The sequence below is a fragment of the Streptomyces sp. NPDC056347 genome, from assembly GCF_042262625.1.
In the GTDB taxonomy this organism is placed as follows: domain Bacteria; phylum Actinomycetota; class Actinomycetes; order Streptomycetales; family Streptomycetaceae; genus Streptomyces.
Window position 1 is genome coordinate 13,170 of the sequence record NZ_JBHJQP010000044.1, and the last position, 23,000, is coordinate 36,169.

The 23,000-nt window shown below is 70.3% G+C and carries 16 protein-coding genes and 1 pseudogene; 6 read left to right on the top strand and 11 right to left on the bottom strand.

Annotation, left to right across the window (positions count from 1 at the left end; genetic code table 11):
* Positions 1 to 81: 81 nt before the first annotated feature.
* The gene (locus ACFCV8_RS13090; protein WP_376685391.1) at positions 82 to 1,335 is read left to right on the top strand and encodes a GAF domain-containing protein; all 1,254 of its coding nucleotides are present in this window, start codon (positions 82 to 84) and stop codon (positions 1,333 to 1,335) included.
* Between the two features lie 94 nt (positions 1,336 to 1,429).
* Complete coding sequence (locus tag ACFCV8_RS13095) at positions 1,430 to 2,953, top strand: aldehyde dehydrogenase family protein (protein ID WP_376685392.1); 1,524 nt, start codon at positions 1,430 to 1,432, stop codon at positions 2,951 to 2,953.
* Between the two features lie 231 nt (positions 2,954 to 3,184).
* Here the strand turns inward: ACFCV8_RS13095 and ACFCV8_RS13100 are convergent, their stop codons facing one another.
* The 3 genes from ACFCV8_RS13100 to ACFCV8_RS13110 form a co-directional block, all read right to left on the bottom strand.
* Positions 3,185 to 4,003, bottom strand: coding sequence for a phosphatase PAP2 family protein (locus ACFCV8_RS13100; protein ID WP_376685393.1), 819 nt, complete (start codon positions 4,001 to 4,003; stop codon positions 3,185 to 3,187).
* A 157-nt stretch (positions 4,004 to 4,160) separates the two neighbouring features.
* The gene (locus ACFCV8_RS13105) at positions 4,161 to 5,123 is read right to left on the bottom strand and encodes a hypothetical protein (RefSeq protein WP_376685394.1); all 963 of its coding nucleotides are present in this window, start codon (positions 5,121 to 5,123) and stop codon (positions 4,161 to 4,163) included.
* Positions 5,120 to 5,461, bottom strand: coding sequence for a PadR family transcriptional regulator (locus tag ACFCV8_RS13110; RefSeq protein WP_376685395.1), 342 nt, complete (start codon positions 5,459 to 5,461; stop codon positions 5,120 to 5,122). The genes ACFCV8_RS13105 and ACFCV8_RS13110 overlap by 4 nt, the downstream gene beginning before the upstream one ends.
* 469 nt (positions 5,462 to 5,930) lie before the next feature.
* On the opposite strand from ACFCV8_RS13110, the gene ACFCV8_RS13115 reads away from it, so the two are divergent.
* Positions 5,931 to 6,590: a DUF2461 family protein gene (locus tag ACFCV8_RS13115; RefSeq protein ID WP_376685396.1), complete on the top strand. Its 660-nt coding sequence runs from the start codon at positions 5,931 to 5,933 to the stop codon at positions 6,588 to 6,590.
* Here the strand turns inward: ACFCV8_RS13115 and ACFCV8_RS13120 are convergent.
* Positions 6,588 to 6,695: pseudogene (locus ACFCV8_RS13120) on the bottom strand (DUF6420 family protein); the annotation flags it as partial. The gene ACFCV8_RS13115 and the pseudogene ACFCV8_RS13120 overlap by 3 nt on opposite strands.
* Positions 6,696 to 6,860: 165 nt before the next feature.
* On the bottom strand, positions 6,861 to 7,832 hold the full coding sequence (locus ACFCV8_RS13125; protein ID WP_376685397.1) for an SDR family NAD(P)-dependent oxidoreductase: 972 nt from the start codon (positions 7,830 to 7,832) through the stop codon (positions 6,861 to 6,863).
* A gap of 55 nt (positions 7,833 to 7,887) precedes the next feature.
* Between ACFCV8_RS13125 and ACFCV8_RS13130 the strand changes: the two genes are divergently transcribed.
* Positions 7,888 to 8,310, top strand: a complete 423-nt coding sequence (locus ACFCV8_RS13130) for a MerR family transcriptional regulator (protein ID WP_376685398.1) — start codon at positions 7,888 to 7,890, stop codon at positions 8,308 to 8,310.
* A gap of 209 nt (positions 8,311 to 8,519) precedes the next feature.
* Here ACFCV8_RS13130 and ACFCV8_RS13135 read toward each other — a convergent pair whose 3' ends face one another.
* Genes ACFCV8_RS13135 through ACFCV8_RS13150 form a run of 4 tightly spaced genes read right to left on the bottom strand, consistent with a single transcriptional unit; the run spans position 8,520 to position 14,072 of the window.
* Positions 8,520 to 10,988, bottom strand: coding sequence for a glycoside hydrolase family 3 N-terminal domain-containing protein (locus ACFCV8_RS13135; RefSeq protein WP_376685399.1), 2,469 nt, complete (start codon positions 10,986 to 10,988; stop codon positions 8,520 to 8,522).
* Entirely contained in the window at positions 10,985 to 11,806 is an 822-nt protein-coding gene (locus ACFCV8_RS13140) for a carbohydrate ABC transporter permease (RefSeq protein WP_376685400.1), read from the bottom strand. Before ACFCV8_RS13140 ends, ACFCV8_RS13135 begins: the two co-directional genes overlap by 4 nt.
* The gene (locus tag ACFCV8_RS13145; RefSeq protein ID WP_376685401.1) at positions 11,803 to 12,738 is read right to left on the bottom strand and encodes a carbohydrate ABC transporter permease; all 936 of its coding nucleotides are present in this window, start codon (positions 12,736 to 12,738) and stop codon (positions 11,803 to 11,805) included. The genes ACFCV8_RS13140 and ACFCV8_RS13145 overlap by 4 nt, the downstream gene beginning before the upstream one ends.
* Before the next feature lie 32 nt (positions 12,739 to 12,770).
* The gene (locus tag ACFCV8_RS13150) at positions 12,771 to 14,072 is read right to left on the bottom strand and encodes an ABC transporter substrate-binding protein (protein WP_376685402.1); all 1,302 of its coding nucleotides are present in this window, start codon (positions 14,070 to 14,072) and stop codon (positions 12,771 to 12,773) included.
* Positions 14,073 to 14,213: 141 nt separating this feature from the next.
* On the opposite strand from ACFCV8_RS13150, the gene ACFCV8_RS13155 reads away from it, so the two are divergent.
* Positions 14,214 to 15,245, top strand: coding sequence for a LacI family DNA-binding transcriptional regulator (locus ACFCV8_RS13155; protein WP_376685403.1), 1,032 nt, complete (start codon positions 14,214 to 14,216; stop codon positions 15,243 to 15,245).
* Positions 15,246 to 15,412: 167 nt separating this feature from the next.
* Here the strand turns inward: ACFCV8_RS13155 and ACFCV8_RS13160 are convergent, their stop codons facing one another.
* Entirely contained in the window at positions 15,413 to 16,795 is a 1,383-nt protein-coding gene (locus tag ACFCV8_RS13160; RefSeq protein ID WP_376685404.1) for a cellulase family glycosylhydrolase, read from the bottom strand.
* 38 nt (positions 16,796 to 16,833) lie between these two features.
* A complete protein-coding gene (locus ACFCV8_RS13165) occupies positions 16,834 to 19,422 on the bottom strand; it encodes a glycoside hydrolase family 9 protein (protein WP_376685413.1) in 2,589 nt (862 codons plus the stop codon).
* A 1,595-nt stretch (positions 19,423 to 21,017) separates the two neighbouring features.
* Here ACFCV8_RS13165 and ACFCV8_RS13170 point away from each other — a divergent pair.
* Complete coding sequence (locus tag ACFCV8_RS13170) at positions 21,018 to 22,094, top strand: lytic polysaccharide monooxygenase (RefSeq protein ID WP_376685405.1); 1,077 nt, start codon at positions 21,018 to 21,020, stop codon at positions 22,092 to 22,094.
* Positions 22,095 to 23,000 lie beyond the last annotated feature (906 nt).

Genomic DNA, 23,000 nt, shown 5'->3' on the forward strand with positions numbered 1-23,000 from the left:
CTTGCGGTGCGGGGCGGTTGTCGCGGCGGCCCACCGCGGTGACGATGGGGTCTGCACGATGCCCCTGGACCGGAGGGTGAGTTGAAGGATCCCTGGGTGGCGCTGGCGGCCGGTACGGACCCCGGTGAACGGATCGGCCAGCTGCGCCGCGCTCACGAGACGTTCACCACGTCCGGCCGGCTGGAGCGACCGGTGCGGCCGGTCGTCGGTGAGTCGTGGCGGCGCTCGGCGCGGGCCCGGGTCAGCCCGGACGGCACGGCCCTGATCGAGCTCGGCCCGGACGACCTGGGACCGTACCGCGACGGGCATCCCCTGGCCCCCGTCATGCCGCTGATCCGCGAGCTGACGGGGGCCTACGCGGCGGACGGGGAGCACCTGCTCGCGGTGTGCGACGCGCACGGCAGGCTGCTGTGGGTCGAAGGGCCCGCGGGGCCCCGGCGGGCCGCAGGCCGGATGAACTTCGTGGAGGGCGCCCGCTGGGCCGAGTCGGTGGCCGGGACCAACGCCCCGGGTACGGCACTGGCCGTGGACCGCCCGGTACAGGTCTTCGCCGCCGAGCACTATCGGCGCCCGGTACAGCGCTGGACGTGCGCGGCCGCTCCCCTGCACGACCCGCACACGGGCCGGGTCCTGGGCGCGGTGGACATCACCGGCGGGGACGGGCTCGCGCATCCGCACAGCCTGGCGTTCGTGCAGGCGGTGGCACGCGCCGCCGAGGGCCAGCTCGCGCTGCTCGCCCCGGCGCCGCCCCCGGGTGACACGGTGCGGCTGAGCGCGCTGGGCCGGGACGAGGCGCTGCTGGCGGCGGGCGGCCGCCGGTTACGGCTGAGCCGGCGGCACAGCGAGATCCTGGTGACCCTCGCCCGCCGCCCGGAGGGCATGGGCGGCGACGAACTGCTCGTGGAACTGTACGAGAACGAGTCGGTCACCCCGGTGACGCTGCGTGCCGAGCTCTCCCGGCTGCGCAGGCTGCTGGGACCGGAGCTCCTGCTCTCCCGCCCGTACCGGCTGGCCGCCCCGGTCGACGCGGACTTCGACACGGTGGCACGCAGGCTCGCGTCGGGGGCGGTGGCCGCGGCGATGAACGCCTACTCCGGACCGTTGCTCCCCGCCTCGCAGTCGCCGTCCGTCATCCGCCTGCGCCGCCGGATCGAGGACCAGCTGCGGGCCGCGCTCGTCGCACGCGGCGACCCGGGGCTGCTGGCCGACTGGGCGTACAGCCCCTGGGGCGAGAACGACCTCCCGGTGTGGCGGGCGCTCGCCACGGCCGCTTCCCCCGCCCAGCGCCCGGCCCTGCTCGCCAGGGCCCGCTCCCTGGAGGCCGAGCAGAGCTGACACCCGACGCAACGGGGCTGCAACGTACCGCCTTCTACGCTCACCGCGAGGGCCGCCCAACGGCGGGCGGCACCGGATCCGGGAGGCCACAGAGATGACCCGTTACGCCGCGCCGGGCACCGAGGGTGCCCTCGTCTCGTACGAGTCCCGTTACGACCACTGGATCGGCGGTGCGTACGTGGCGCCCGTCCGGGGCCAGTACTTCGAGAACCCGAGCCCCGTCAACGGCCGCCCCTTCACCGAGATCGCGCGCGGCACGGCCGAGGACGTCGAGCTGGCGCTGGACGCGGCGCATGCGGCGGCGCCCGCCTGGGGTGCCACCTCGGCGGCCGACCGCGCCGGGATCCTCAACCGGATCGCCGACCGGATGGAGGCGCATCTGGAGGAGCTGGCGGTCGCCGAGAGCTGGGACAACGGCAAGCCGGTACGGGAGACGCTGGCGGCCGACATCCCGCTGGCCGTCGACCACTTCCGGTACTTCGCCGGTGCGCTGCGCGCCCAGGAGGGCACGCTCAGCGAGATCGACGCGGACACCGTCGCGTACCACTTCCACGAGCCGCTCGGCGTGGTCGCGCAGATCATCCCGTGGAACTTCCCGATCCTGATGGCGACGTGGAAGCTGGCCCCCGCGCTCGCGGCGGGCAACACGGTGGTCCTGAAGCCGGCCGAGCAGACCCCGGCCTCCATCCATGTATGGCTGAAGCTGGTCGCCGACCTGCTGCCGCCGGGTGTCGTGAACATCGTGAACGGCTTCGGCGCGGAGGCGGGCAAGCCCCTCGCCTCCAGCCCGCGCGTCGCGAAGATCGCCTTCACGGGCGAGACGACGACGGGCCGGCTGATCATGCAGTACGCCTCCGAGAACATCAAGCCGGTGACACTGGAACTCGGCGGCAAGTCGCCCAACATCTTCTTCGACGACGTGTGGAACGCGGACGACGACTTCCGCGACAAGGCCCTCGAGGGCTTCACCATGTTCGCCCTCAACCAGGGCGAGGTCTGCACCTGCCCCTCGCGCGCACTGATCCAGCGCGGCCTGTACGGCGAGTTCCTGGAGGCGGGCATCGCCCGCACCGAGCGGATCGTGCCGGGCCACCCGCTGGACACCGACACGATGGTCGGCGCCCAGGCCTCCAACGACCAGCTCCAGAAAATCCTCTCGTACCTGGACATCGGCGTGCAGGAGGGCGCGAAGATCCGCACGGGCGGGGAACGGATCGAGTACGACGGGGAGCTCGCGGGCGGCTACTACGTCCAGCCCACCATCTTCGAGGGCGACAACCGCATGCGGGTCTTCCAGGAGGAGATCTTCGGCCCGGTCGTCGCGGTCACATCCTTCTCCGACTTCGACGACGCGATCAGGACCGCCAACGACACGCTGTACGGCCTGGGCGCCGGTGTCTGGACCCGGGACACCAACACCGCGTACCGGGCGGGCCGCGCCATCCGGGCGGGCCGGGTCTGGACCAACTGCTACCACGTGTACCCCGCACACGCGGCCTTCGGCGGCTACAAGCAGTCCGGGATCGGCCGCGAGAACCACCGGATGATGCTGGAGCACTACCAGCAGACGAAGAACCTGCTGGTGAGCTACTCGCCGAAGAAGCAGGGCTTCTTCTAGGAGTACGAGGAAAGGCGCCTGACCTGGGCTTTCACCCGTCAGGCGCCTTTCGCTCAGCCGACACTCGACCGAGCCCGACCTGCGCGCCAGTTCCCGTCCCCTCCCACTGCCGCACCCCTCCCGACCAGTGCTTCCGGGCCGGCCACGGACCACACCCCCGGTTCAACCCTCGGGTGCGTCACCTTGGCTGACGCGTTGCCACTCGTTCATGGACTGCTCGATGAGGCCGTGTCACTCCCGAAGGCGCGGTTCTTCCGGCCTTTCGGCGCGCTTCACAGCGGTCCACCAGATCAGCACCGCGCATGCGAACGCCGCCGCCGCGAACACCAGCGGGCGCGCGAGGGCGTCTTCCCGCGCGCTGCCCAGCACCGCGCCGATCGCGGCGACGGCCAGGGCCACGGCCGACAGCGCACCGGGACGCGTGCCGGCCGCCGACCGGGAGGGCCGCGCGGCGAGCGGCCCGGTGGACTGCCCGGTGGACTGCTCGGTAGGCGGCAACATCCGGGTCGCCAGGGCGTGGCAGGCGCAGGCCAGCAGCGTGGCGCCGAGTGCGTCGCTCGGCCGGTGCCAGTAGAGGGCCTGGACGCCGCCGGCGGTGACCGCGAGCCACAGGGCGCCGGCGGCGACGACGTACGGACGGGTGCGCGGGGACGCGACGAGCGCGGCGCCGAGGGCCAGCCCCGCGGCGATGGCGACATGCCCGCTCGGGAAGCTCACCTCGGTGAGCTGGCTCGGCGCGTGCACCAGATCGGGACGCGGCAGCACGGACCTCAGGGCTTCCGCCCCCACGAGCGAGACCACGACGACGCCGACCGCCGCACAGCCTTCGCGCCACCTGCGGCGTACGAGGGCGACCAAGGCGATCAGCGCGATCCCGGCGACGATGGTCGCGTACTCGGCGGTCAGCGGGGGCAGGCCCACCGACTCGTTCACGGCGAGGACGCGGGCCTGATCGGCGTAGCCGACGACCAGGGAGTTCTCCGCCCTCTGCCCGGCCGGTGTCCACACGGCCAGCAGGTAGACCGCCGCGAACGCCGCGAGAAACACCACGGCCGCCGTCGGCAGTGTCCGGCGCGCCAGACGCGGTGCAGGCTCCCCCACTCCCCTCGGGAGGCCGCGTACATCCGGACGGTTCTGCGATTCGCTCGTCATCTCGTTCCTGTGTTCCTGGATCTGTGAAGGGGTCGTACGCGCGGCTTCCACGCCGCTATCGGAGGCGGCCGGCACCGCGCCTGTCCCACGCGGTGACGGCCAGCACCGGGGCCGTGGCGGCCAGGACGAGGACGACGGACGCGAGCGGCAGATGCCGGATGTCCAGGGGAATCGACTCGCTCAGCATCGCGTGGGCCCGGACGACCGCGAACGCGGCAACGGGGATCGACCACCGGTAGTCGCCGGTGACGGCCGTCGCCCACCACGCGGTGAGCAGCGCGGCGGCTTCGAGGACGAACTGGCCCCGCTGGAACCACGGATCGTTCGAGACGAGGTGCAGGCCCCCGGCCAGAAACAGGGCGCCCAGGAGCGGGACGAGCCAGCCGTGGGAGTGGCGGCGCAGGCGGCCGGGCCGACTCGCCGCCAGCGCCGCGCAGGCGACGAACAGCGTCGCCGACAGGACCAGGTCGTTGACCAGGATCGGCGCGGCCAGCCCGTAGTAGCCCGTGCCCACCACGCCCTCGCTGTCGAAGAACGCCGAACTCCCCAGCGCGGCACCGCTGTAGACCATCGCCGCCGACGCCGGGAGCGCGATCCACGGCTTGCCTCGCAGCAGCGCGACCACGCAGACCAGCGGGAGCAGGCCGTACGGCAGCATCCGGGTACGGGTGCCCGGCCCCTGTGCCCAGGGGTACCAGCCCGCGTGGTGGAAGCCGATGGCCCGGCCGCCCGGGTCGACCCGCAGCGCCCAGTCCCACACGTCCTGCAGATACGGCACGAGTGCCAGCGCGGCGAGGACGAGGGCGGCCAGGTGGATGCCGTCCAGCCACCACGGGCGGGCCGGGTCGTCGCAGACGGCCCGCACCCGCGCCCGCGCCCCGCCGCGCAGCATGGCGGCGACTTCGCGCGGCGGCGGCCAGGCGCGGCCGGGGTGCGCCTCAGTCAGGCAGGCCAGCAGTTCGGCCCCGTACCGCTCGCGGTGGCTCTTGGGGTACGGGGCGAGCAGCAGGCGGTTCACGGGTGGGCCACCCCGAGGCTGCCCAGGCGTCCGGTGACCACGGCGGCCGCCTGCCGCATCCGCTGCGCCTCCTGCGTGAGCGTGCGGGCGCCGTCCTGGGTGAGCCGGTAGTACCGGCGCGGCCGTCCGTCCACGACCTCTTCGCGGTCGGCGGCCACCAGCCCGGACCGCTCCATCCGCTCCAGCGCCCCGTACAGGGTGCCGACGGCGAGCGTGAGTCGGCCGTCGGTGGCCTGCTCGGTGGCTTTGATGATGCCGTAGCCGTGCAACGGCCCGTCGAGAAGGGCGGCGAGGATGAAGTATTGCGGCTCGGTCAGGGCCGGCTGGCGTTTTCCCATAGCCGCACCATATATCGACCATCGAAGTATGTGACAATGACGGCTGACCGAACCTGGGCCACTCCGCGAGAGAGGATGCCGCCACACCTCGGCCCGCCCCAGTGCAAGGCCGTGGCTGTGCGCTCTGGTGTTCCACCGCCGCCAGTGGGTGTCTGCGTCGAACCTGCTCGACTCCCTCTACGAGGCGTCCGCTCCCGCCAGCGGCGTCGGCGTCGGCGTGATCCAGAACCACGTGGCCGCGCTGCGCCGGGTTCGACCGCCTGGTCGCCGACGCCGAACGGGCCCGCGACCGGGCCGGCGCCGACCATGCGTACGCCCAGGCGCTGCGGCCGTACAACGGCGAACCGCCGGCCGGCTCCGGCACGGTCGGCCACTGGCGTTTTCTTCTCGAGCCACTCGGATCGGGCCAGAGACGACGAACTCTTCACGCACGGGTCTCGCGGACGATGGGCTGGGCTATTCTCCCCGCATGCGCAGACAGTTCACCGGCTGGCCGCCGCAGGCCATGGATGTGTTGTGGCAACTCCAGGGTGAACCGACCAAAGCGACCAGGGAACGCTACCGCGCGGACCGCGAGCGCCTGGTCCGCCAGCCTATGATCGCTCTGCTCAACGACATCGCTGACACCGACCCCCGGTACGAGGACTTCTCGGTCTGGCACTTCCGTACCGGCTCCTGGTGGTGGCAGCACCAAGGCGCGGTGATCCGGCTCGGCCGCAAGGTCGAGATCGGGCTCCGGTTCTCCCTGGACGGCCTACGGATCCAGGGCGCCTGGTGGTATCCCGACCCCGGCCAGGTGGACATGTTCCGCAGCGCTGTGGCCTCCGAGAACAGCGGCCGCGAACTGTCAGCCATCGTCAACGACGTACGACACAAGGGCTACGACATCTCCGGAGACATGATGAAACGCCCTCCGCGAGGCTATCCGACGCACCACCCTCGCGCGGACCTGCTGCGCCACCGCTCGCTGATCGCCGCCCGTTCTCTGGGCTGCGAGGAGTGGCTGGGCACTCCCGAAGCGGCCGAACGGGTACTCTCGGCGGCCACCGATCTGGATGCCCTGCTGATGTGGCTCGCCCGCCACGTCAATCGCGCCGCCATCACCCCGGCCGACGGACTGACCACCTGAAGCCGCACGGTGGATCAGCGGCGGCTTCACCTCTGTCGCATGCAGGACGGGCAGCCCGTCGTACGTGACATACGGGCTGGCGGCGCAATGACGCTCGGTGGTCATGCTCGTAGGGCGTCCTTGAGGACGTCTTCTCCCGCGGGGCGATGTCCGGGCGCCACGGGGCGACGAACTGGTTCGCGGTCAGGGCCTTGGTGCGGTCCGGGGGTGCCGGCCGCCGCTTGCTGCCCGCCGCAGCAGCGGGCAGCAGGGCAGATACGGAGCGCGGGTTCATCGGGTGATCGGTGTGGCGCCGGTTACGGCGAGAGACATCGACCAGAGCCGGGCCGCCTCGTCGGGATCGATGGCGTAGGCGCGGACTCCGCCGTCGTCCATGGGGGTGCCGGGGGCGGAGACATGCGCAATGTCGCAGTCCTCCAGGTAGAGGCCGCCCCGGTTGTCGAGGAGCGTCGAGGTGGCGGCCCACAGGCCGGTGGCGGCGCCCTGGGAGGAGGTCTTGAAGCCCTCGCCGATGACGTTGCCGTGCTCGTCCACCCAGCCGCGCTCGATCTGTTCCCTCAAAGCCATCTCGCGCTGGAGGCCGGTGATGATCTTGCCGGGGTGGAGGGCGAAGGCCCGGACGCCGTCGCCTTGCCCGACGGCGTCGAGGTGCACGGCGAACAGCGCGTTGGCGGTCTTGGCCTGGCCATAGGCCAGCCACTTGTCGTAGCCGGTATGAAAGTGCGGGTCATGCCAGCGGATGCCGGTCAGGGTGTGTCCGGCGGAGCTGTTGACGACGACGCGCGCGCCGTCCGCGGCGGCCAGGAGCGGATAGAGCTCGCAGGCGAGGGTGAAGTGCCCGAAGTGGTTGGCGGTGAGCTGGCCTTCCCAGCCGGGCCCGACGCGCCTCTCCGGGGTGGCCATCACCCCGGCGACAGCCATCAGGACATCGAGCCGGTCGAGACGGTCGCTCAGTTGCGCGGCGGCCGAGCGGACACTGGCGAGGTCGGCCAGGTCCATGGGGATGACCTCGCAGTTCTTCACCTCCTTCAGAGCATCACGGGCAGCGTCGGGGCGGCGGGCGGGCACGACGATCCGGGCCCCGGCGGCCGACAGTGCCCGGGTGGTGGCCAGACCGAGCCCGGAGTAGCCGCCGGTGACCACGGCTGTCTTTCCGGACAAATCGAGGCCGGCCACGATGTCCTCGGCGGTGGTGGAGGCGGAGAAGGGCGAGCCGATCGGCTGCTGATCAGAAATGGTCATGCCGCGGACGCTACGATCTAGAGCGAGGTCTAGATCAAGTCGAGGGGTGAACGGCATGACGACCGCCGAGGCCGCCGCGCCGTCGCTGAGCATCGGTGAGGTGGCCGAGCGGACCGGGCTGAGCGTGCACGCACTGCGTTTCTACGAGCGTGAGGGCCTGCTCGTCGGACCGGTCCGGCGCACCTCGGGCGGCCGACGGCGCTACACCCCCTTCGACGTCGAATGGCTGCTGATCTGCGTCAAACTCCGCGAGTCCGGGATGCCGCTCGCCGACCTCAAGCACTTCGCCGAACTGGTACGCCGCGGACCGGGCAACGAAACGGAACGTCTGCACCTGCTCGACACCCATCGAGAGCGCGTCGACGCACGGATCCAGGCGCTGGAGGAGTGCCGGTCCGTCATCACCTGGAAGGTCGCCGTCTACACCGAGCACCTCACCCGCGGCGCAACCGACGGGCTCTGGGACCCGACGACCTGAGGCAAGTGCCCTCTGCCCCACTGCGACGGCCGCGGGGCGGTCGGCGGGACGGCGGGCTTCGGCTTCACCGCCCTGAGGACGGCAACGCGGCCTTGCCCGCCATCAGCGCCTGCTCCGCATCCTGAGCGGAACGCCCGGCAGGGGCGGCAGCAGGGCCTTCGCGAGCGCATCCCACCCGTGAAGGCCCTTCCGGCCGGTGTGCACCGGGGCTACGGCGCCTCCATGAGGATCTCCGTCGTGGTGCTCATGTGCAGCCGACGGGTGTGGTCGACCGTCCGTACCGGCCCGGTCAGCGTGACCCGGGCCGTCAGGCGCGCGTCGGTACTCGACGCGCTCAGCCGGAGTTCGAGATCTCCCGGCTCGACGATCCGGTGGCCGTCGCGGCCCGTGAAGGACGCGAGGTCCGCCGGGACCGTCATCCGCACCCTGGCCGCCCGTCCCACCCCCAGGTCGAGGCGTACATACCCGATGAGGCGCTGAACGGGCTGGACCACGGAGGCGACGGGGTCGTGCAGATACACCTGGATCACTTCGGTCCCCTCCCGGGCACCGGTGTTGCGGACGGTGCAGGAGAGCGTGAACTCCCCGTCCGTCGAAGCCTGTCCGTGCTCCACGACGAGGTCGCTCCACCCGAAGGCGGTGTACGTCAGACCGTGACCGAACCCGAACGCCGGGGTCGGGTCGACACTGGACACATCGCTGGAGTGGCCCAGCCTCGCCGCCAGGTACGTGGAAGGCTGGGAGCCCGGGTGGCGCGGCACGCTGACGGGCAGTCGGCCGGAGGGTTCGGTGCGACCGCTGAGCACCGAGGCGATGGCCCTCGTCCCTTCCTCGCCGGGGAAGAACGACTGCACGACCGCGGCTGCCTCGTCCGCCGCCCGCCCGAGGGCGTAAGGACGTCCGGCGAGCAGGGTGACGACGACGGGGGTGCCCGTGTCGATGAGGGTGTCGAGCAGATGCTGCTGGATGCCGGGGAGCGCCAGGTTCTCCGCGTCGCAGCCCTCCCCGCTCGTGCCGCGCCCGAAGAGACCGGCCCGGTCGCCGAGCGCGACGATCACGAGGTCGGCGCTCCTGGCCAGTTCAGCAGCCTCGCCGAACCCGCCGGTGTCCGGGCCGTCGATGTCCGCACCCCGCGTGGTGACGATCTCGCTGTGGGGGAACTCGGCCGCGCACGCCTCGCGCAGAGTGGGCAGTTCGATGCCGAGCGGGGTCCCGGGGTGCCGGCCCCCGACGTGGACGGGAAAGGCGTAGCAGCCGAGAACGGCCGTCGGGATGTCGGCGTTGGGCCCGATGAGTGCGATACGGGCAGGGGCTCCGGCGGCCGCGTCCACCGCCAGCGGCAGGGTGCCGTCGTTGCGCAGGAGCACGACGGCCTGTTCGGCGACACGGCGGGCGAGCGCGCGGTTCTCGTCGGTGTCGAGACGGACGGTCCCGCGCAGCGCCTCCGAGTTCCCGTCCGCCGAACCGTCCGCGCCTGCGGCGAGCACCGGCGGCACCGGCCTCCAGTCCGCGTCCAGCAGCCCCAACTGGGCTTTCTGAACGAGGACTCGGCGCACCGCACGATCCACCAGCGCCTCTGGCACGGCGCCCTCGGCGATCGCGTCGGTCAGCGGGCCGCCGAACGTCTTCACGGTCGGCAGCTCCACGTCCACACCCGCGCCCAGTGCTGCGCCGGCCGCATCCCCGAAGGTCCCCGCCACACCGTGCAGCGTCTTCAGGAACGCGATGCCGAAGTAGTCCGCGACAACGGTCCCGCCGAAGCCCCAGGTGTCGCGGAGCAGACCGGTGAGCAGGGGCCCGTCGGCCGCGGAGGGGATTCCGTCCGTGTCGGTGTAGGCGTGCATGACGGACCGTACGCCGCTTTCGCGTACGGCCATCTCGAACGGGGGCAGGATGATGTCGGCCCGCTCCCGCGCGCCCATGCCGACGGGGGCGAGGTTGCGGCCGGCCCGTGAGGCGGAGTACCCGGCGAAGTGCTTGAGCGTGGCGACGGCCCCGGCCGACTCAAGCCCTTGCACATAGGCGGTGGCGACTGTCCCCACCAGGTACGGGTCCTCGCCGATCGTCTCCTCGACGCGGCCCCAGCGTGCGTCGCGTACGACGTCGAGGACGGGGGCGAGCCCCTGATGCACGCCGACGGAACGCATGTCACGGCCGATCGCGGCGGCCATCTCACGAATCAGCTCCGGATGGAAAGTGGCGCCCCAGGACAGCGGCACCGGATAGGCGGTCGCGCCCCAGGTGGCGAAGCCCGCAAGGCACTCCTCATGGGCGATCGCCGGTATGCCGAATCGGTTCGCCCCGGCGATGCGCTCCTGGGTGCGCGACAGCGAGAGGGCGCCCACGGCCGGGTCGACCGGGGCCGTCCCGAACGGGCGGGTCAGCTGGCCGAGGCCGTGCGGAAGCAGATCGTCGAGGTCGACGACCTCCTCCATGTCGTGCTGGAACGGCGCGACTTCGGCACCTTCGTCGGACGCTCCCACCCAGACGCCGAAGAGCTGGGAGATCTTCTCCCGGAGGGTCATGGCAGCGATCAGGGCGTCGGCCCTGACCTCGGGCGCGAGGGCGGCATCGCGCCAGGGCCCGGTGAGGTCGTCCGGGGCGCCGGACACCGGCGCCCCGGTTCCGGTGGTCTCGGCGGGTGTCCGCGCGCCGGCGTTGTCGATGTTGGCGGTCACTTTCCTCCCACTCCCATCAGCCCTTGCACCAGGGCACGACGTGCGAACAGATAGACGATCAGGATGGGGAGCATGGACAGGACGACGGCGGCGAGCAGACCCGGGGTGTCGACTCCGTGTTCCGTCTGGAAGTCGTAGAGTCCCAGGGTGATCACCTTGGTCTCCGTCGACTGCGTCAGTACGAGGGGGAAGAGGAAGCCGTTCCACGCCTGGAGCGCGGAGAAGACGACGATCGTCGAGATCCCGCTCTTGGACAGCGGCAGCACCAGCTGGAAGAAGACCCGCCGGGACGAGGCGCCGTCCATGGTCATCGCCTCGTACAGATCGGGGGTGATGTCCCGCATCACGCCTGTCAGGATCAACGCGCACACCGGCATGGCGAAGGCCGCCGTCGGCAGGATGACGCCGATCAGGTTGTCGTAGAGACCGGCCTCGCTGATGACGAAGAACATCGGGACGATGACCGCCTGCGAAGGGATCGCCAGCCCCAGGAGGAACAGCCGGAAGACCGTGGTGGTGGCGCGGCCCCGGCTCCTGACGATGGTGTACGCCAGCGGCGGGACGAGGAGGACGACGATGCCCACCACGCACACGGTGACGATGACGGTGTTGAGGAAGTACTGCGCGAAGCCGCCGTTGAGGTCGTTGGCGTAATTGTCGAGCGTGAAGTGCTCGGGGAAGGACAGCGGGCCGTTCGCCGCGTAGTCGGGTCGCGTCTGGAACGTGGCGGCGAGCATCACGTACAGCGGCAGCCCCACCACGAGGAGCCAGACCAGCGAGCCGAAGCCGGCGAAGTAGTTGGGACGGCTCTTCCTCACAGTCCCTCCATGGTGCTGCGCATCCTGTCGTAACCCGAGAGCCGCACCATGATCAGCGAGATGACCGTGGAGACGAGGACCAGCAGGAGGGCCATGGCGGACGCCGCTCCGTAGTCGAAGCTCTTGAACGCCTTCTGGTACATGTAGTACGCACTGATGGTGGTGTCGCTCCCCGGTCCGCCCTGGGTCAGGATGAGCACGGTGTCGAAGGTCGTGAGACCGCCGACCACCATCAGGATCATCGAGGTGATGATCGAATTGCGCAGCTGCGGCAGCGTGATGTGGAAGAACTGCCGTACCGTGCCCGCGCCGTCGATCTGGGCCGCCTGGTAGAGGACCGGCGGCACCGCACGTGCCGCGCCCTGGTAGATCAGTGTGTGCAGTGGGGTGAACTGCCAGGTGCCGACGAAGACCAGGACGCCGATCGCGGTGGCCTGCTTGCCGAACAGGTTGCCGTCGCCGAACAGCCATGTGGCTTGCGCGGGGACACCGAGGTTGGGGTCCAGGACGGCACGCCACAGCACGGACACGGCCGCGACGGACAGCAGCATCGGGACGAAGTAGACGGCGGACAGGACGGCCCGGTTGCGCTGGTGCCCCGCCGCCCAGACCCCGAGCAGGATGCTCAGCGGGGTCTGGACGGCGGCCCCGAGCACGGTGAGCAGGACGCTCAGCCACAGACTCTTGAGCACGACGGGGTCGTCGAGAAGCGTCTTCCAGTTGTCGAGACCCACGAACTCCGGGTCGCTCAGACCGTCCCAGCCGGCGAAGGAGAGTACGGCGACCATGATGAGCGGGACGATGGCGAAGAAGCCGAAGAAGACGGCGGCGGGGACCGCCCAGAGGAATCCCGGGCGGCCCGCTCCGCTCCCGGACGAGCGGGCTCCCCTGTCCGTATCGCCTGCTGCGGGGGAAGGTGCGGTTCGGGTCATGTCATGTGTTCCGGGTCCGGATCTCAGTGGGCTCACGAGGTCGGCAGCGCCTGCATGGCCCTGATGAAGGCGTCCTCGTCCATCGAGCCGTTGAAGAACTGCTGGAGGGACTGGTACATCGTGGTGGCTGCCGACTGGGGGTACGCCTGGTCCCAGGAGAGCTGGAACGCCGGGGCCGCCTTGACCATGTCGTACTGGAACTTCGCGAACTCGGGGCTGGCGGCGGCGTCCAGGAAGCCTTCGGTGTTCGTCGTGGTCGGCAGGTTGCCGATGGCGAGCTGCGCCTTGACGAACTGTTCCGAGTACATGAGCTTAAGGAACTCGGCGGCGGCCTGCGGGTGCTTCGTCTTCTTCAGCACGGAGTAGAAGTTGTTGGTGTTGCCGACGATGTTCGCCTGGTCGCCCTTGCCGCCTGCGACGGAGGGGAAGGCACTGTATCCGAGGTCGCTCTTCGCGAACTCGGGGTACGCGTCCTGCTGCGTCGAGTACTCCCACGAGCCCATCAGCTCGAAGCCGGCCCTGCCGGTCGCCAGGAGCGTGGGGGAACCCTGGTCGGTGAACTTCACCGAATCGAAGTTGGTGCCGAAGGCTCCGGCGTCCACCAATTCCCTGATCCTGCCCAGAGCCTTCCGGCTGTCCGGGCTCGCCCAGGCGTCCTGGTCGCCGTCCAGGGCCTTCCGGAAGAAATCCGGGCCGGCGATGCGGTCGTACAGGTACTCGAACCACATCAGCGTCGGCCACCGGTCGCCGCCGCCCAGCGCGATCGGGGTGACGCCTTCGGCCTTCAGCACCTTGACCGCCGCCAGCAGATCGTCCCAGGTCTTCGGGGGTTCGAGGCCCGCCTTCCTGAGGACCTTGCCGTTGTGGAACAACAGCACGGGCTGCGTACCGCGCATGGGTATCCCGTAGGACGTGCCGTCGACCACGGTGCTGTCGAACACGGACGGCAGGAACTTCGCCTTGAGGTCGGCATCCTTGGCGATGAAGGGGTCCAGCGGGAGCAGCAGGCCGGCGTCGACGAACGGCCTGATGCTGCCGCCGCCCCAGTTGAAGAAGACGTCCGGCGCCTGCTTGCTGTTGATGATCGTCTGCAGCTTGGCCTGGTAGTCGGCGCCCGGCACCGTATCCAGGACTGCCTTCACCTTCGATGTCTTGTTGAAGGTGGCGACGATCTCCTTCTCCACCTTGTTCGCCGCATCCCCGTAGACCAGGACGTGGATGGTGTCGTCGCCGGCCGCATCGGAGTCTCCTCCGCATCCGGACAGGGACAACACCAGGGACAGCACGGCACCACCGACGGCAACGGTCCGCGAGAACCGTGCACGTTGCTTCATCGACACACCTTTCGAAACTCTTTCGGAACAGCGATCGAAACTTCCTGGGTCGGGACGCTAGAACTCCCCGTCTCGAGGGGTCAACCCTCGGTCATCGCGTTATCAAAGCGTTACGCCTGGGCGGCAGTTGCCTTGTGCCCTATGCTCCTCGCCATGCGCGATGACGAGAAAATGGGCCGCATCACCCTGGCTCAAGTGGCCGAACGGGCCGGCGTCTCCATTTCGACAGTTTCGAAGGTCCTCAACGGACGTCAGGACGTGGCGGCCCCCACGAGGGTCAAGGTGGAGCGTCTGCTGGAGGCCCACGCGTACCGACGCACCACGCGGTCGGCCAGCGAGGCGCCGCTCATCGAGATCGTTTTCCACGAGTTGGAGAGCATCTGGGCGATGGAGCTGATCCGGGGAGTGGAGAACGTCGCCAAGGCCCACGGCGCCGGCGTCGTCCTCACCGAAAGCGGAACCCGTCACTCGCCCAGTCCCGATTGGATGGAGGCGATGCTCCAGCGGCGGCCGCTCGGTGTCGTCCTTGTCTTCTCCGCCCTGCCCGGCGAAGTGAAACAGAAGCTCAGGGCTCGTTCGATCCCGTTCGTCATCATCGACCCGGCAGGCGACCCCGACCCCGACGTACCCTCGGTCGGCTCTGCCAACTGGAATGGCGGACTGGCCGCCACCCGCCATCTCATCGAGTACGGGCACCAGCGCATCGGGGTCATCACCGGACCCGAGGACATGCTCTGCTCCCGCGCCCGGCTCGACGGCTACCGGTCGGCGATGACCATGGCAGGGCTGGAGGTGGACCCCGGTCTCATCCTGTTCGGCGACTTCCACGTGGAGGGCGGATACGACCGCGCCGCCGAGATGCTGTCCCGCCCCCAACGGCCCACCGCGATCTTCGCGGGCAGCGATCTCCAGGCACTCGGCGTACTGGAAGCCGCCCGGGTGCACGGCCTGCGCGTCCCCCACGACCTCTCGGTGGTCGGCTACGACGACGTGTCCATCGCCCGCTGGGCCAGTCCGGCCCTGACCACGGTCCACCAGCCGCTGCGTCAGATGGCGGAGGAGGCCGCGCAGATGCTGATGCGGCTACGGGCCCAGGAACCGGTGTCCACGCGGCTGGAGCTGGCCACGAGCCTGGTCGTACGCAAGAGCACGGCGCCACCGCCCGGGAACTGAGCACTGCGCGGAGCCGTGGCCCGTGCCGGTGAAGGGCCGCGGTCCGCGGGCGGGTGGGGGCAGCGTTCCGCGGCGTCATGCCGTCCGGAGCGACGGGCAGCTCTTCGACTGCCCGTCCTCGAGCGGATGTTCCGGGTCCGTGCACCCGTCCCGCCCTGGCCGGCCGGTCAGCCTGTGGGGAACGAGTCGGGGGTGCTGATGCGGTTCTTGATCAGCGCCCCCGATTCGGTCAGCACCCCGCTGCTGCTGTAGTCGCCGCCGTTGCAGGTGCCCGGCCCGAAGGCAGCGCTGCTCTCGTCCGCGTCGGAGTAGGTCCAGTTCGCGTAGCCGATCCTCAGCTGATCCAGCAGGTCCAGCCAGGCCGTCGTGCTCGCTCGGTCCATCGCTCCCCCACCGGTGGCGCTCACCGTGCCGAACTCGGTGACGAACAGTGGCAGCCGGGAGGCCGCGCGGCTCAATGTGGCGCGGTAGGGGTCCTTGTGACTGGCGGCGTAGAAGTGGAAGGCATACATGATGTTGTCCGCCCGGACGGGGTTGTTGACGACCTCGTTCTCGTCGGAGCCGTCCGAGGTGCCCAGTGAGGACCAGCCGCGGGTACCGACGACGATGACGGCATCCGGGTCCGCGGCCCGGATCACCGGAATGACCTGCTCGGCGTAGTCCTTGATGGCCGTCCAGCTCACTCCGTTGGGCTCGTTGGCGATCTCGTAGATCACGTTCTTCTTGTCGGCGTTGCGGGCCGCGACGGACGCGAAGAACGTCTTGGCCCGGTCGAGGTTGTGGTTCGGATCGCCCGGCGTCAGGATGTGGAAATCGACCATGGCGTACATGCCGCGTGCCTCGGCCATGTCGACGAGGCCGTTCACCCGGCCGGTGAAGCCCGCCGGGTCGGTCTCGTAGCCGCCTTCCTGGACGTACATGGCCACGCGCAGCAGGTCCGCGTTCCAGTCCTGTGCCAGCGCGTCTAGGGATGCGGCGTTGTAGCACTTGCTGAACCACTGAATGCCGTGGGTGCTCATGCCCCGCAGCTGGACGGGGCGGTCGTACTGGTTGCACAGGTGCACGCCGCAGACGTGGAGCTTCCCGTTGATGTCCACGGGGGTGCCGGTGCCCGGTGCGGGCGGGTCGACGGGCGGGGGCTCCTCCGCGGAGTCCGTACAGGCGACACCGTTGAGTGCGAACGCCGTGGGTTCCGGGTTGGCGCCCGTGAAGGAACCCGTCATCCCGAGATCGGCCGACGTGCCGGTGGCCAGTGTGCGGTTCGGGTCGACGCCGACCGCGAAGACCGTGGAACCGGACTGCGACCAGGCGGCGTTCCAGCCCTGGACGAGCTTCTGCCCCGGGTCGGGCATCGTGAACTCCAGGGTCCATCCGGTGACGGGCTCGCCCAGGTTGGTGACCTTCACTCCGGCCTGGAAACCACCCTGCCACCGGCTGGTGACCGTGTGGTCGACCCTGCATCCGGCAGCAGCCACCGCCTGGGGGCCGAACAGGGCTGTCAGGCCCAGGACCATCGCGCAGGCGGTCAGTAGAGTCAGAAAACGATTCACTGCGATTCTCCTCGTGCGCAGTAGGACGGGCCGGCCGCTCATCGTCGTGATGCCGTCCCGCAGGCCCTGCCGTTCAGCCTGAAGACCTGGGGGTCGTGCACGAGACCGGTGGGCCGGCCGTTGAAGCCGAACCGCACCGTGTCGCCGGGTGCGAGGGCGGCGTTCCAGCTCAGGGCCTCGGCGGTGACCCGCGGGCCCGACCGTCCGATGACGGCACCCCAGGCGTCGGTCACCTGCTGCTGGTCGGCGAACGTCCAGTCGAGCCGCCAGGGCCGGACCGTGCGGTCGCCGGTGTTCTTCAGCGTGACGTGGGTGGTGAAGCCGTTGCCCCAGCGCTGCGAGGCGTAGGTCACCTCGCACTGTCTCTTCGCGGGCTCGCCATCACCCAGATCGTCCACGAAGGACGCGACCCAGGCGAGCGGAGCGTTCCAGTTGATGGTGATCTCGTTCGTGGCCCAGGACTCGATGTCGTCGATGTAACACATCGCCGGTGCACAGCCCTTCAGCTTGGCCTGCGCGACCGGGTCCTCGATGGATGCGTTCGGACCGCCGGCCAGGGATCCCGGTGCGGGATGCGGCAGGGCGGGGTCGAGCTGGTTGGCCCAGAACCGGTGGTGCTGATTGCGCGAGTCCCGCTCGCCGTACCCGGTGACATAGGACTGGTTCAGCGCGTTGCGGCCCAGAAGGTAGTCGAGTCCGCGCAGTACGGCGTCACGGTAGGCGGTCCTGCCGGTCAGGTCGTACGCCGAGCCCAGGACGACCATGTTGTTGGCGACCTGACTGTTCGATCCCCATACGTAGTGCCCGTCGTCGGGGGCGTACGGAAGGCCGTACGCGGCCCTGTCCGAGTCGGCCGCGTACCCGTCGGCGGCTTCGGTCACCATGCGGCGTGCCGTGGCGAGCTCTTCGGCGGACAGCCCGCCCGGCACGCTCGCGAGGTTCAGGACGCCGAGCCCGGCGACCGAGCCCCAGGACATGCCGCCGCGCGGAAAGACCGCGTCGGTGTCGCCGTGCAGCGGGGAGCGGAGGAATTCCTTGCGGTAGACGTCCTCGCCGGTGGTGAGGAAGAGTTCCGCCGCCGCCCAGTAGAACTCGTCCCGTACGTCGTCGTCGTTGTAGGCGCCGCCGCCCGTGGCGTCCTGCGGATCGGCGAACACGTCCGGGTGGGCCTTGGCCGCTGTCCACGCGGAGCGCGCGGCTGCCCGGCACCGCGCGGCGAAGTCCGCGTCGTAGACCTGGAAGAGGCGGGCGCACTGCGCCGCGGTGGCCGCCAGGTTGAGGGTGGCCGCCGTGGTCGGCGGATGCAGTTCCCGGGGCTGGGGGTCACGGTCCGGCCTGAGTGGCAGTCCGGTCCACGCCCTGTCGTGCAGCTTGTGGTGGGCCATGCCCGCGAGCGGCTCTCCTGCGGGCACCTGCATCCGCATGAGGAAATCCAGCTCCCAGCGCGCCTCGTCGAGGATGTCGGGGATGGCGTTCCCGCGCTCGGGCAGCCGGAGTTCGCCGTCACCGAGCGGCTCGGCGTCGGCGCTCTCCTCGTACAGGGTCCGCTCGAAAACGGACATCAACTGGGCCACCGATATACCGCCGTTGACCACGTACTTGCCGTGGTCACCGGCGTCGTACCAGCCCCCCGCGGCGTCAAGGCGGTAGTCGCACACGCCCGGTTGGCACGGTACGTCGTTGTCGCCCTGGTTGGGGCTCACACCGAGATGGCCGGCCGGCCGCGCGTACCGCTCGCCCACGATGTCCGCGTCGATCTCGATGCCGCTGCGGTTGTGGTAGAAGTACGCGAGCGCGTCGGTGCGCAGCGACGCGTAGAGATCGTCTCCGATGGCGAACGGCTCGCTCCTCTCCCCCGCGACCGTGACGGTGTATCCCTCCCCCGCGGTCGTCACCTCGCTGAAGTCGAAGGTGTGGACGTTCTGCCGTGAGGTGGTGTCCACGCCCGCCGGAGCGGTGGTGCCCTCGGCCACGCGTGTCCCGGCGGCCGAGTCGAGTGTCCAGGGCAGCGGGTCGGTCCCGTCGGTGACGACGGTGCCGGACTTGGGACCGTGCGTGAGGTATCCGACCTGGTTGACCCGGACCGGGGATCCGGTGTCCGGTTCGTACGGTGGCGGCGCGGTCCCGCCGCGCAGCGATACGTCGTCGACGCAGAAGGTGAACGCCTCGGCACTGCCCCCGACCTGGAAGACGAGCTGCGCCGCGTTGTGGTCGGCTCCGGCCGTGAAGGTCTCCGTGACACGTTCGGCGGTCGCCCCGACCGGCTGCGCGGTGGCGAGTTCCGTGGTCCACGGTTCGGTCTCCATCTGGACGTTGGTGCGGATGGTGACCGGCACGGTGGACGTCGCCGTATAGCTCAGGGTGTATCCCTCGCCGGCGGTGAGGGCGAGCCGGTTCTGCCCGACGATGGCGTCCCACGCGTTGGCCGTGCCCCCGGGGACGTCGGCACAGAGGCGTCCGTCCGAGACGGCGACGGGGCTGTTGGCCGTCGACCACCAGGGGGCGGTGCCCGCGGAGAAGTCTCCGTTGACGATGAGTTCGGGGGCCTCGTCGGGGGACTGGGCCGCACCGGCAGGTGCTGCGAGGGTGCCGGCCAGCAGCCCCGCGACGGCTGCGGCACCCACCAACACGCTGACGCGTCTGGAGCGGTCCGGTCGGCGGAACGTACGGGACGTGCGGGGGGCGAGTGACTGGTGTCTCGGCACACCGAAGTCCTTACGGGAGGGGCCGGAACACGCGGCGACTGGGGCACCGGCTTGCGTCCGGCGGGGTACGGACAGGAGTGGGAGCGCTCCCACAAACTTCGGGGCCGCCGGACGCGCCGTCAAGCGATTGGACAGAATTCACCGCTCCACCGGACTCGTGGAGATGACCGCCCGGACCGAGGACACCACGCGACACCGGCCCGGCAGGGTCTGCCGTACGCATGCCGCCACCTCGACAGGAAGCAGGGCCGGCCACCTGTCACGGCCTCCCGGGCGATCAGCCGCGCGCCAGGCGCCAGGCATGTCCACGCGCCGTGCCGTGCGGCGTGCCGCCGACGAACCGGACCACGCACCCACCACGGCCGCCCGTTCACCGAGCGGGCGAGTCCCGGCGCCGTCTCACCGGTGGCGACGAAGGCGGACCGGCGACCGTTCGGGGACCGCCCCTTCGCCGCGTCGGACAGCATGGCCGTCGGCGCGGCGACCGTCCTGCGGGGGCGGGGCAGCGGGGCCACCCTGCAGGGGCGGGGCGGCGACGGCCGCTTCGACGACTTCGGACCGACAGGGCAGACCGGGCCACCACCGCCCGCCCGCCCGCCCGCCCGCCCGTCCGCCCGTCCGTCCGCCCGTCCGCCCGTCCGTCCGTCCGTCGACCGATGAAGGAGAGCGGCCGGATCACGAAGCGTCCACTGCCACAGCAGGCGGACCAGTCGGTGCGGCCCGGCAGTGGGCGACCCGTTGAACGCGACTGGTGACGCGAGTCGGCGTGACGCGCCCGCGCACCCCGCATCGGGTCGGCATCCCCATCCGGTGCCGCACACGGCCACGGACCGCCGGAACCCGACGACCGCACCGACCCCGACTCGCGCCCTCGTCGATCCGCTCGACGCATCTTCCGCGACGGGTTGTCAGGACCACGGCAACACTCTTACAGTCCGAGGTACCAACGGGTGGGAGCGCTCCCATAGTTGAACGGCCGGGCGCTGCCGAATCCGTGATCGCCCCATCCGGTCGTCCCTCCCAGAGAGGCCCCGCATGCGAGCGTCACCGCACTCCCCCACGACCACGCGCAGCCCGATCGTCGCCGCTGTCGGCGTCGGCCCGGCGCGGCGCGGCGCGGCCCGATCGTCGCCGCCGAATCCCACCCGTGCGGGACCGGTCCCCATGGCACGGCCGCGTGTGAAGCGACCCGCGCACGCGCCGGCCCCATCCCCGCCACCCGCCTCTGTACAGGGCGCGGACACCGGTGATGTTCGACGCACCGCGCAGCACCGCGTCCCGGTCCGCGCATCGTCGACTCCTGCGGTGCGACAGCCGGTCCACCCTCTGCGACCGCGGCCGGCTCCGGCCGGTTCGCCTCCGGCGGGACCGACGGCCACGGCGATCCCACCCACTGCGCCCGTTGGGACCAGCGCCCCCCTGGCCCAAGTGGCCCCCAGACTCCTCGCCCGACGGCGGCCGCAGGAGAGAAGCACCAACCACCGGAAGCCCATCCCCACACAGGCACAGGAGACCTCATGGCCCGACGCAAGAAGCTGTTCGCCTCCCTGGCGACGGTGCTCGCGACACTGCTCGGCGGAATCGGCCTGACATTAATGGGCCAGGGCAGCGCGCAGGCGCACGGCGTCACGATGACACCGGGATCGCGCACCTACCTCTGCATGCTGGACGCAAGGACCGACACCGGAGCCCTGGACCCGACGAACCCGGCATGCAAGGCCGCGCTCGACGAGAGCGGTGCGACGGCGCTGTACAACTGGTTCGCCGTGCTCGACTCCAACGCGGGCGGACGAGGGGCGGGTTACGTCCCGGACGGAAAACTGTGCAGTGCCGGTGACCGGTCACCGTACAACTTCACCGCTTACAACGCCGCACGCTCCGACTGGCCCCGGACGCACCTGACGTCCGGGAAGACGATTCAGGTCAAGCACAGCAACTGGGCAGCGCATCCGGGCTCCTTCCGGGTGTACCTGTCCAAGCCCGGCTACTCGCCCAGCACCGAGCTGGGCTGGGACGACCTGGAACTGATCCAGACCGTCACCGACCCGCCGCAGGCAGGCGGGCCGGGGACGGAGGGCGGCCACTACTACTGGGACCTGAACCTGCCCTCGGGTCGCTCGGGTGACGCCGTCATGTTCATCCAGTGGGTGCGTTCGGACAGCCAGGAGAACTTCTTCTCCTGCTCCGACATCGTCTTCGACGGCGGCAACGGCGAGGTGACCGGCATCCGCGGCTCGGGCGGCACTCCGAATCCGACGCCCACTCCGACCCCCACCGACCCGCACACCGGGTGCATGGCCTCCTACAGCGTGACCAACTCCTGGAGCGGCGGCTTCCAGGGTTCCGTCGAGGTCATGAACCACGGCACGACGGCTCGCGAGGGCTGGGCCGTGCAGTGGAAACCCGGCGTGGACACCAAGGTCAGCAGTGTGTGGAACGGTGCGCTGACCACAGCACCCGATGGCACGCTCACGGTCAGGAACCTCGACCACAACCGCACCATCGAACCGGAAGGCAGTGTCACCTTCGGGTTCACGGCGACATCGACCGGCAACGACTTCCCGGTCGGCTCGATCGGCTGCGTCGCCCCGTAGCCGCTGATGCCCGCAGCGCCGGTTCCCGCGGTGCGCGGGAACCGGCCTCCGCCGTGCGTGACACGCACTCGTACGTCAGGCGCCAGGGCAGGCGGGGGCGCCTTTCGTGCGGCACGTCCAGGGGGCCGGAACCGAGCAGACCCGGATCCGTTTCGGTGGCCGGTCGCATGACGCCCGCGCGCGGTGCCGGACGCGGAGGCGATGCGCGAAACCGGCGAGACCTCGCCCGGCCGCTACGGCAGTCGGCCGTATTCGCCGCCCGCGTCGGGATCCTCACCCTGATGGAGGAACCGCAGATTGCAGGGGCCGACGGCCATGGTCCGGTCGGGGCAGCCCCGAGTTGTCCTGCGTACGCGAACGGAGCGAATCGGCGCGTCCGCCGCATCGATCGAGGGGCGAAGTGACAAGCAGCTCCAACGATTGGCAAGCCGGTGAACGGCGTGAACGCCTCTCGCACATGCCTCCGCCCGCTCCGAAACATTTTCGGTAGCCATGCACGAAACGTCACACGCCATAACGACCGATGACTGATTCACATCACACTTGACGCCGGATCGGAGCCTGCACAGCGCGCCCTGACAACTCGGCGGTCCACGCCGGTGCCGACACGGTGAACCGGGGAGCAGACCTCCGACACCCCGCTGCCGCACCGCCCCCTTGCCTCGATCGCAGGACCCCTCCACCCGGCATGGGCACCATGGATCCGCCGATCACTGGCCGCCGCATGGCCTACCGACCCACTGACCGCACCGCGCAGCCCCGGCTGGATCCATCGCTCGACGACCATCCACGCGCTCGCCCCGGCCCCGGTTGCGCGGCACCCACCGACGGCCGCGCCAGGGTTCGCCATGCAACTCAGCATCTTGCATCTTGTTTCGAAACTTTCGAAACAAGATGGGAAACTTT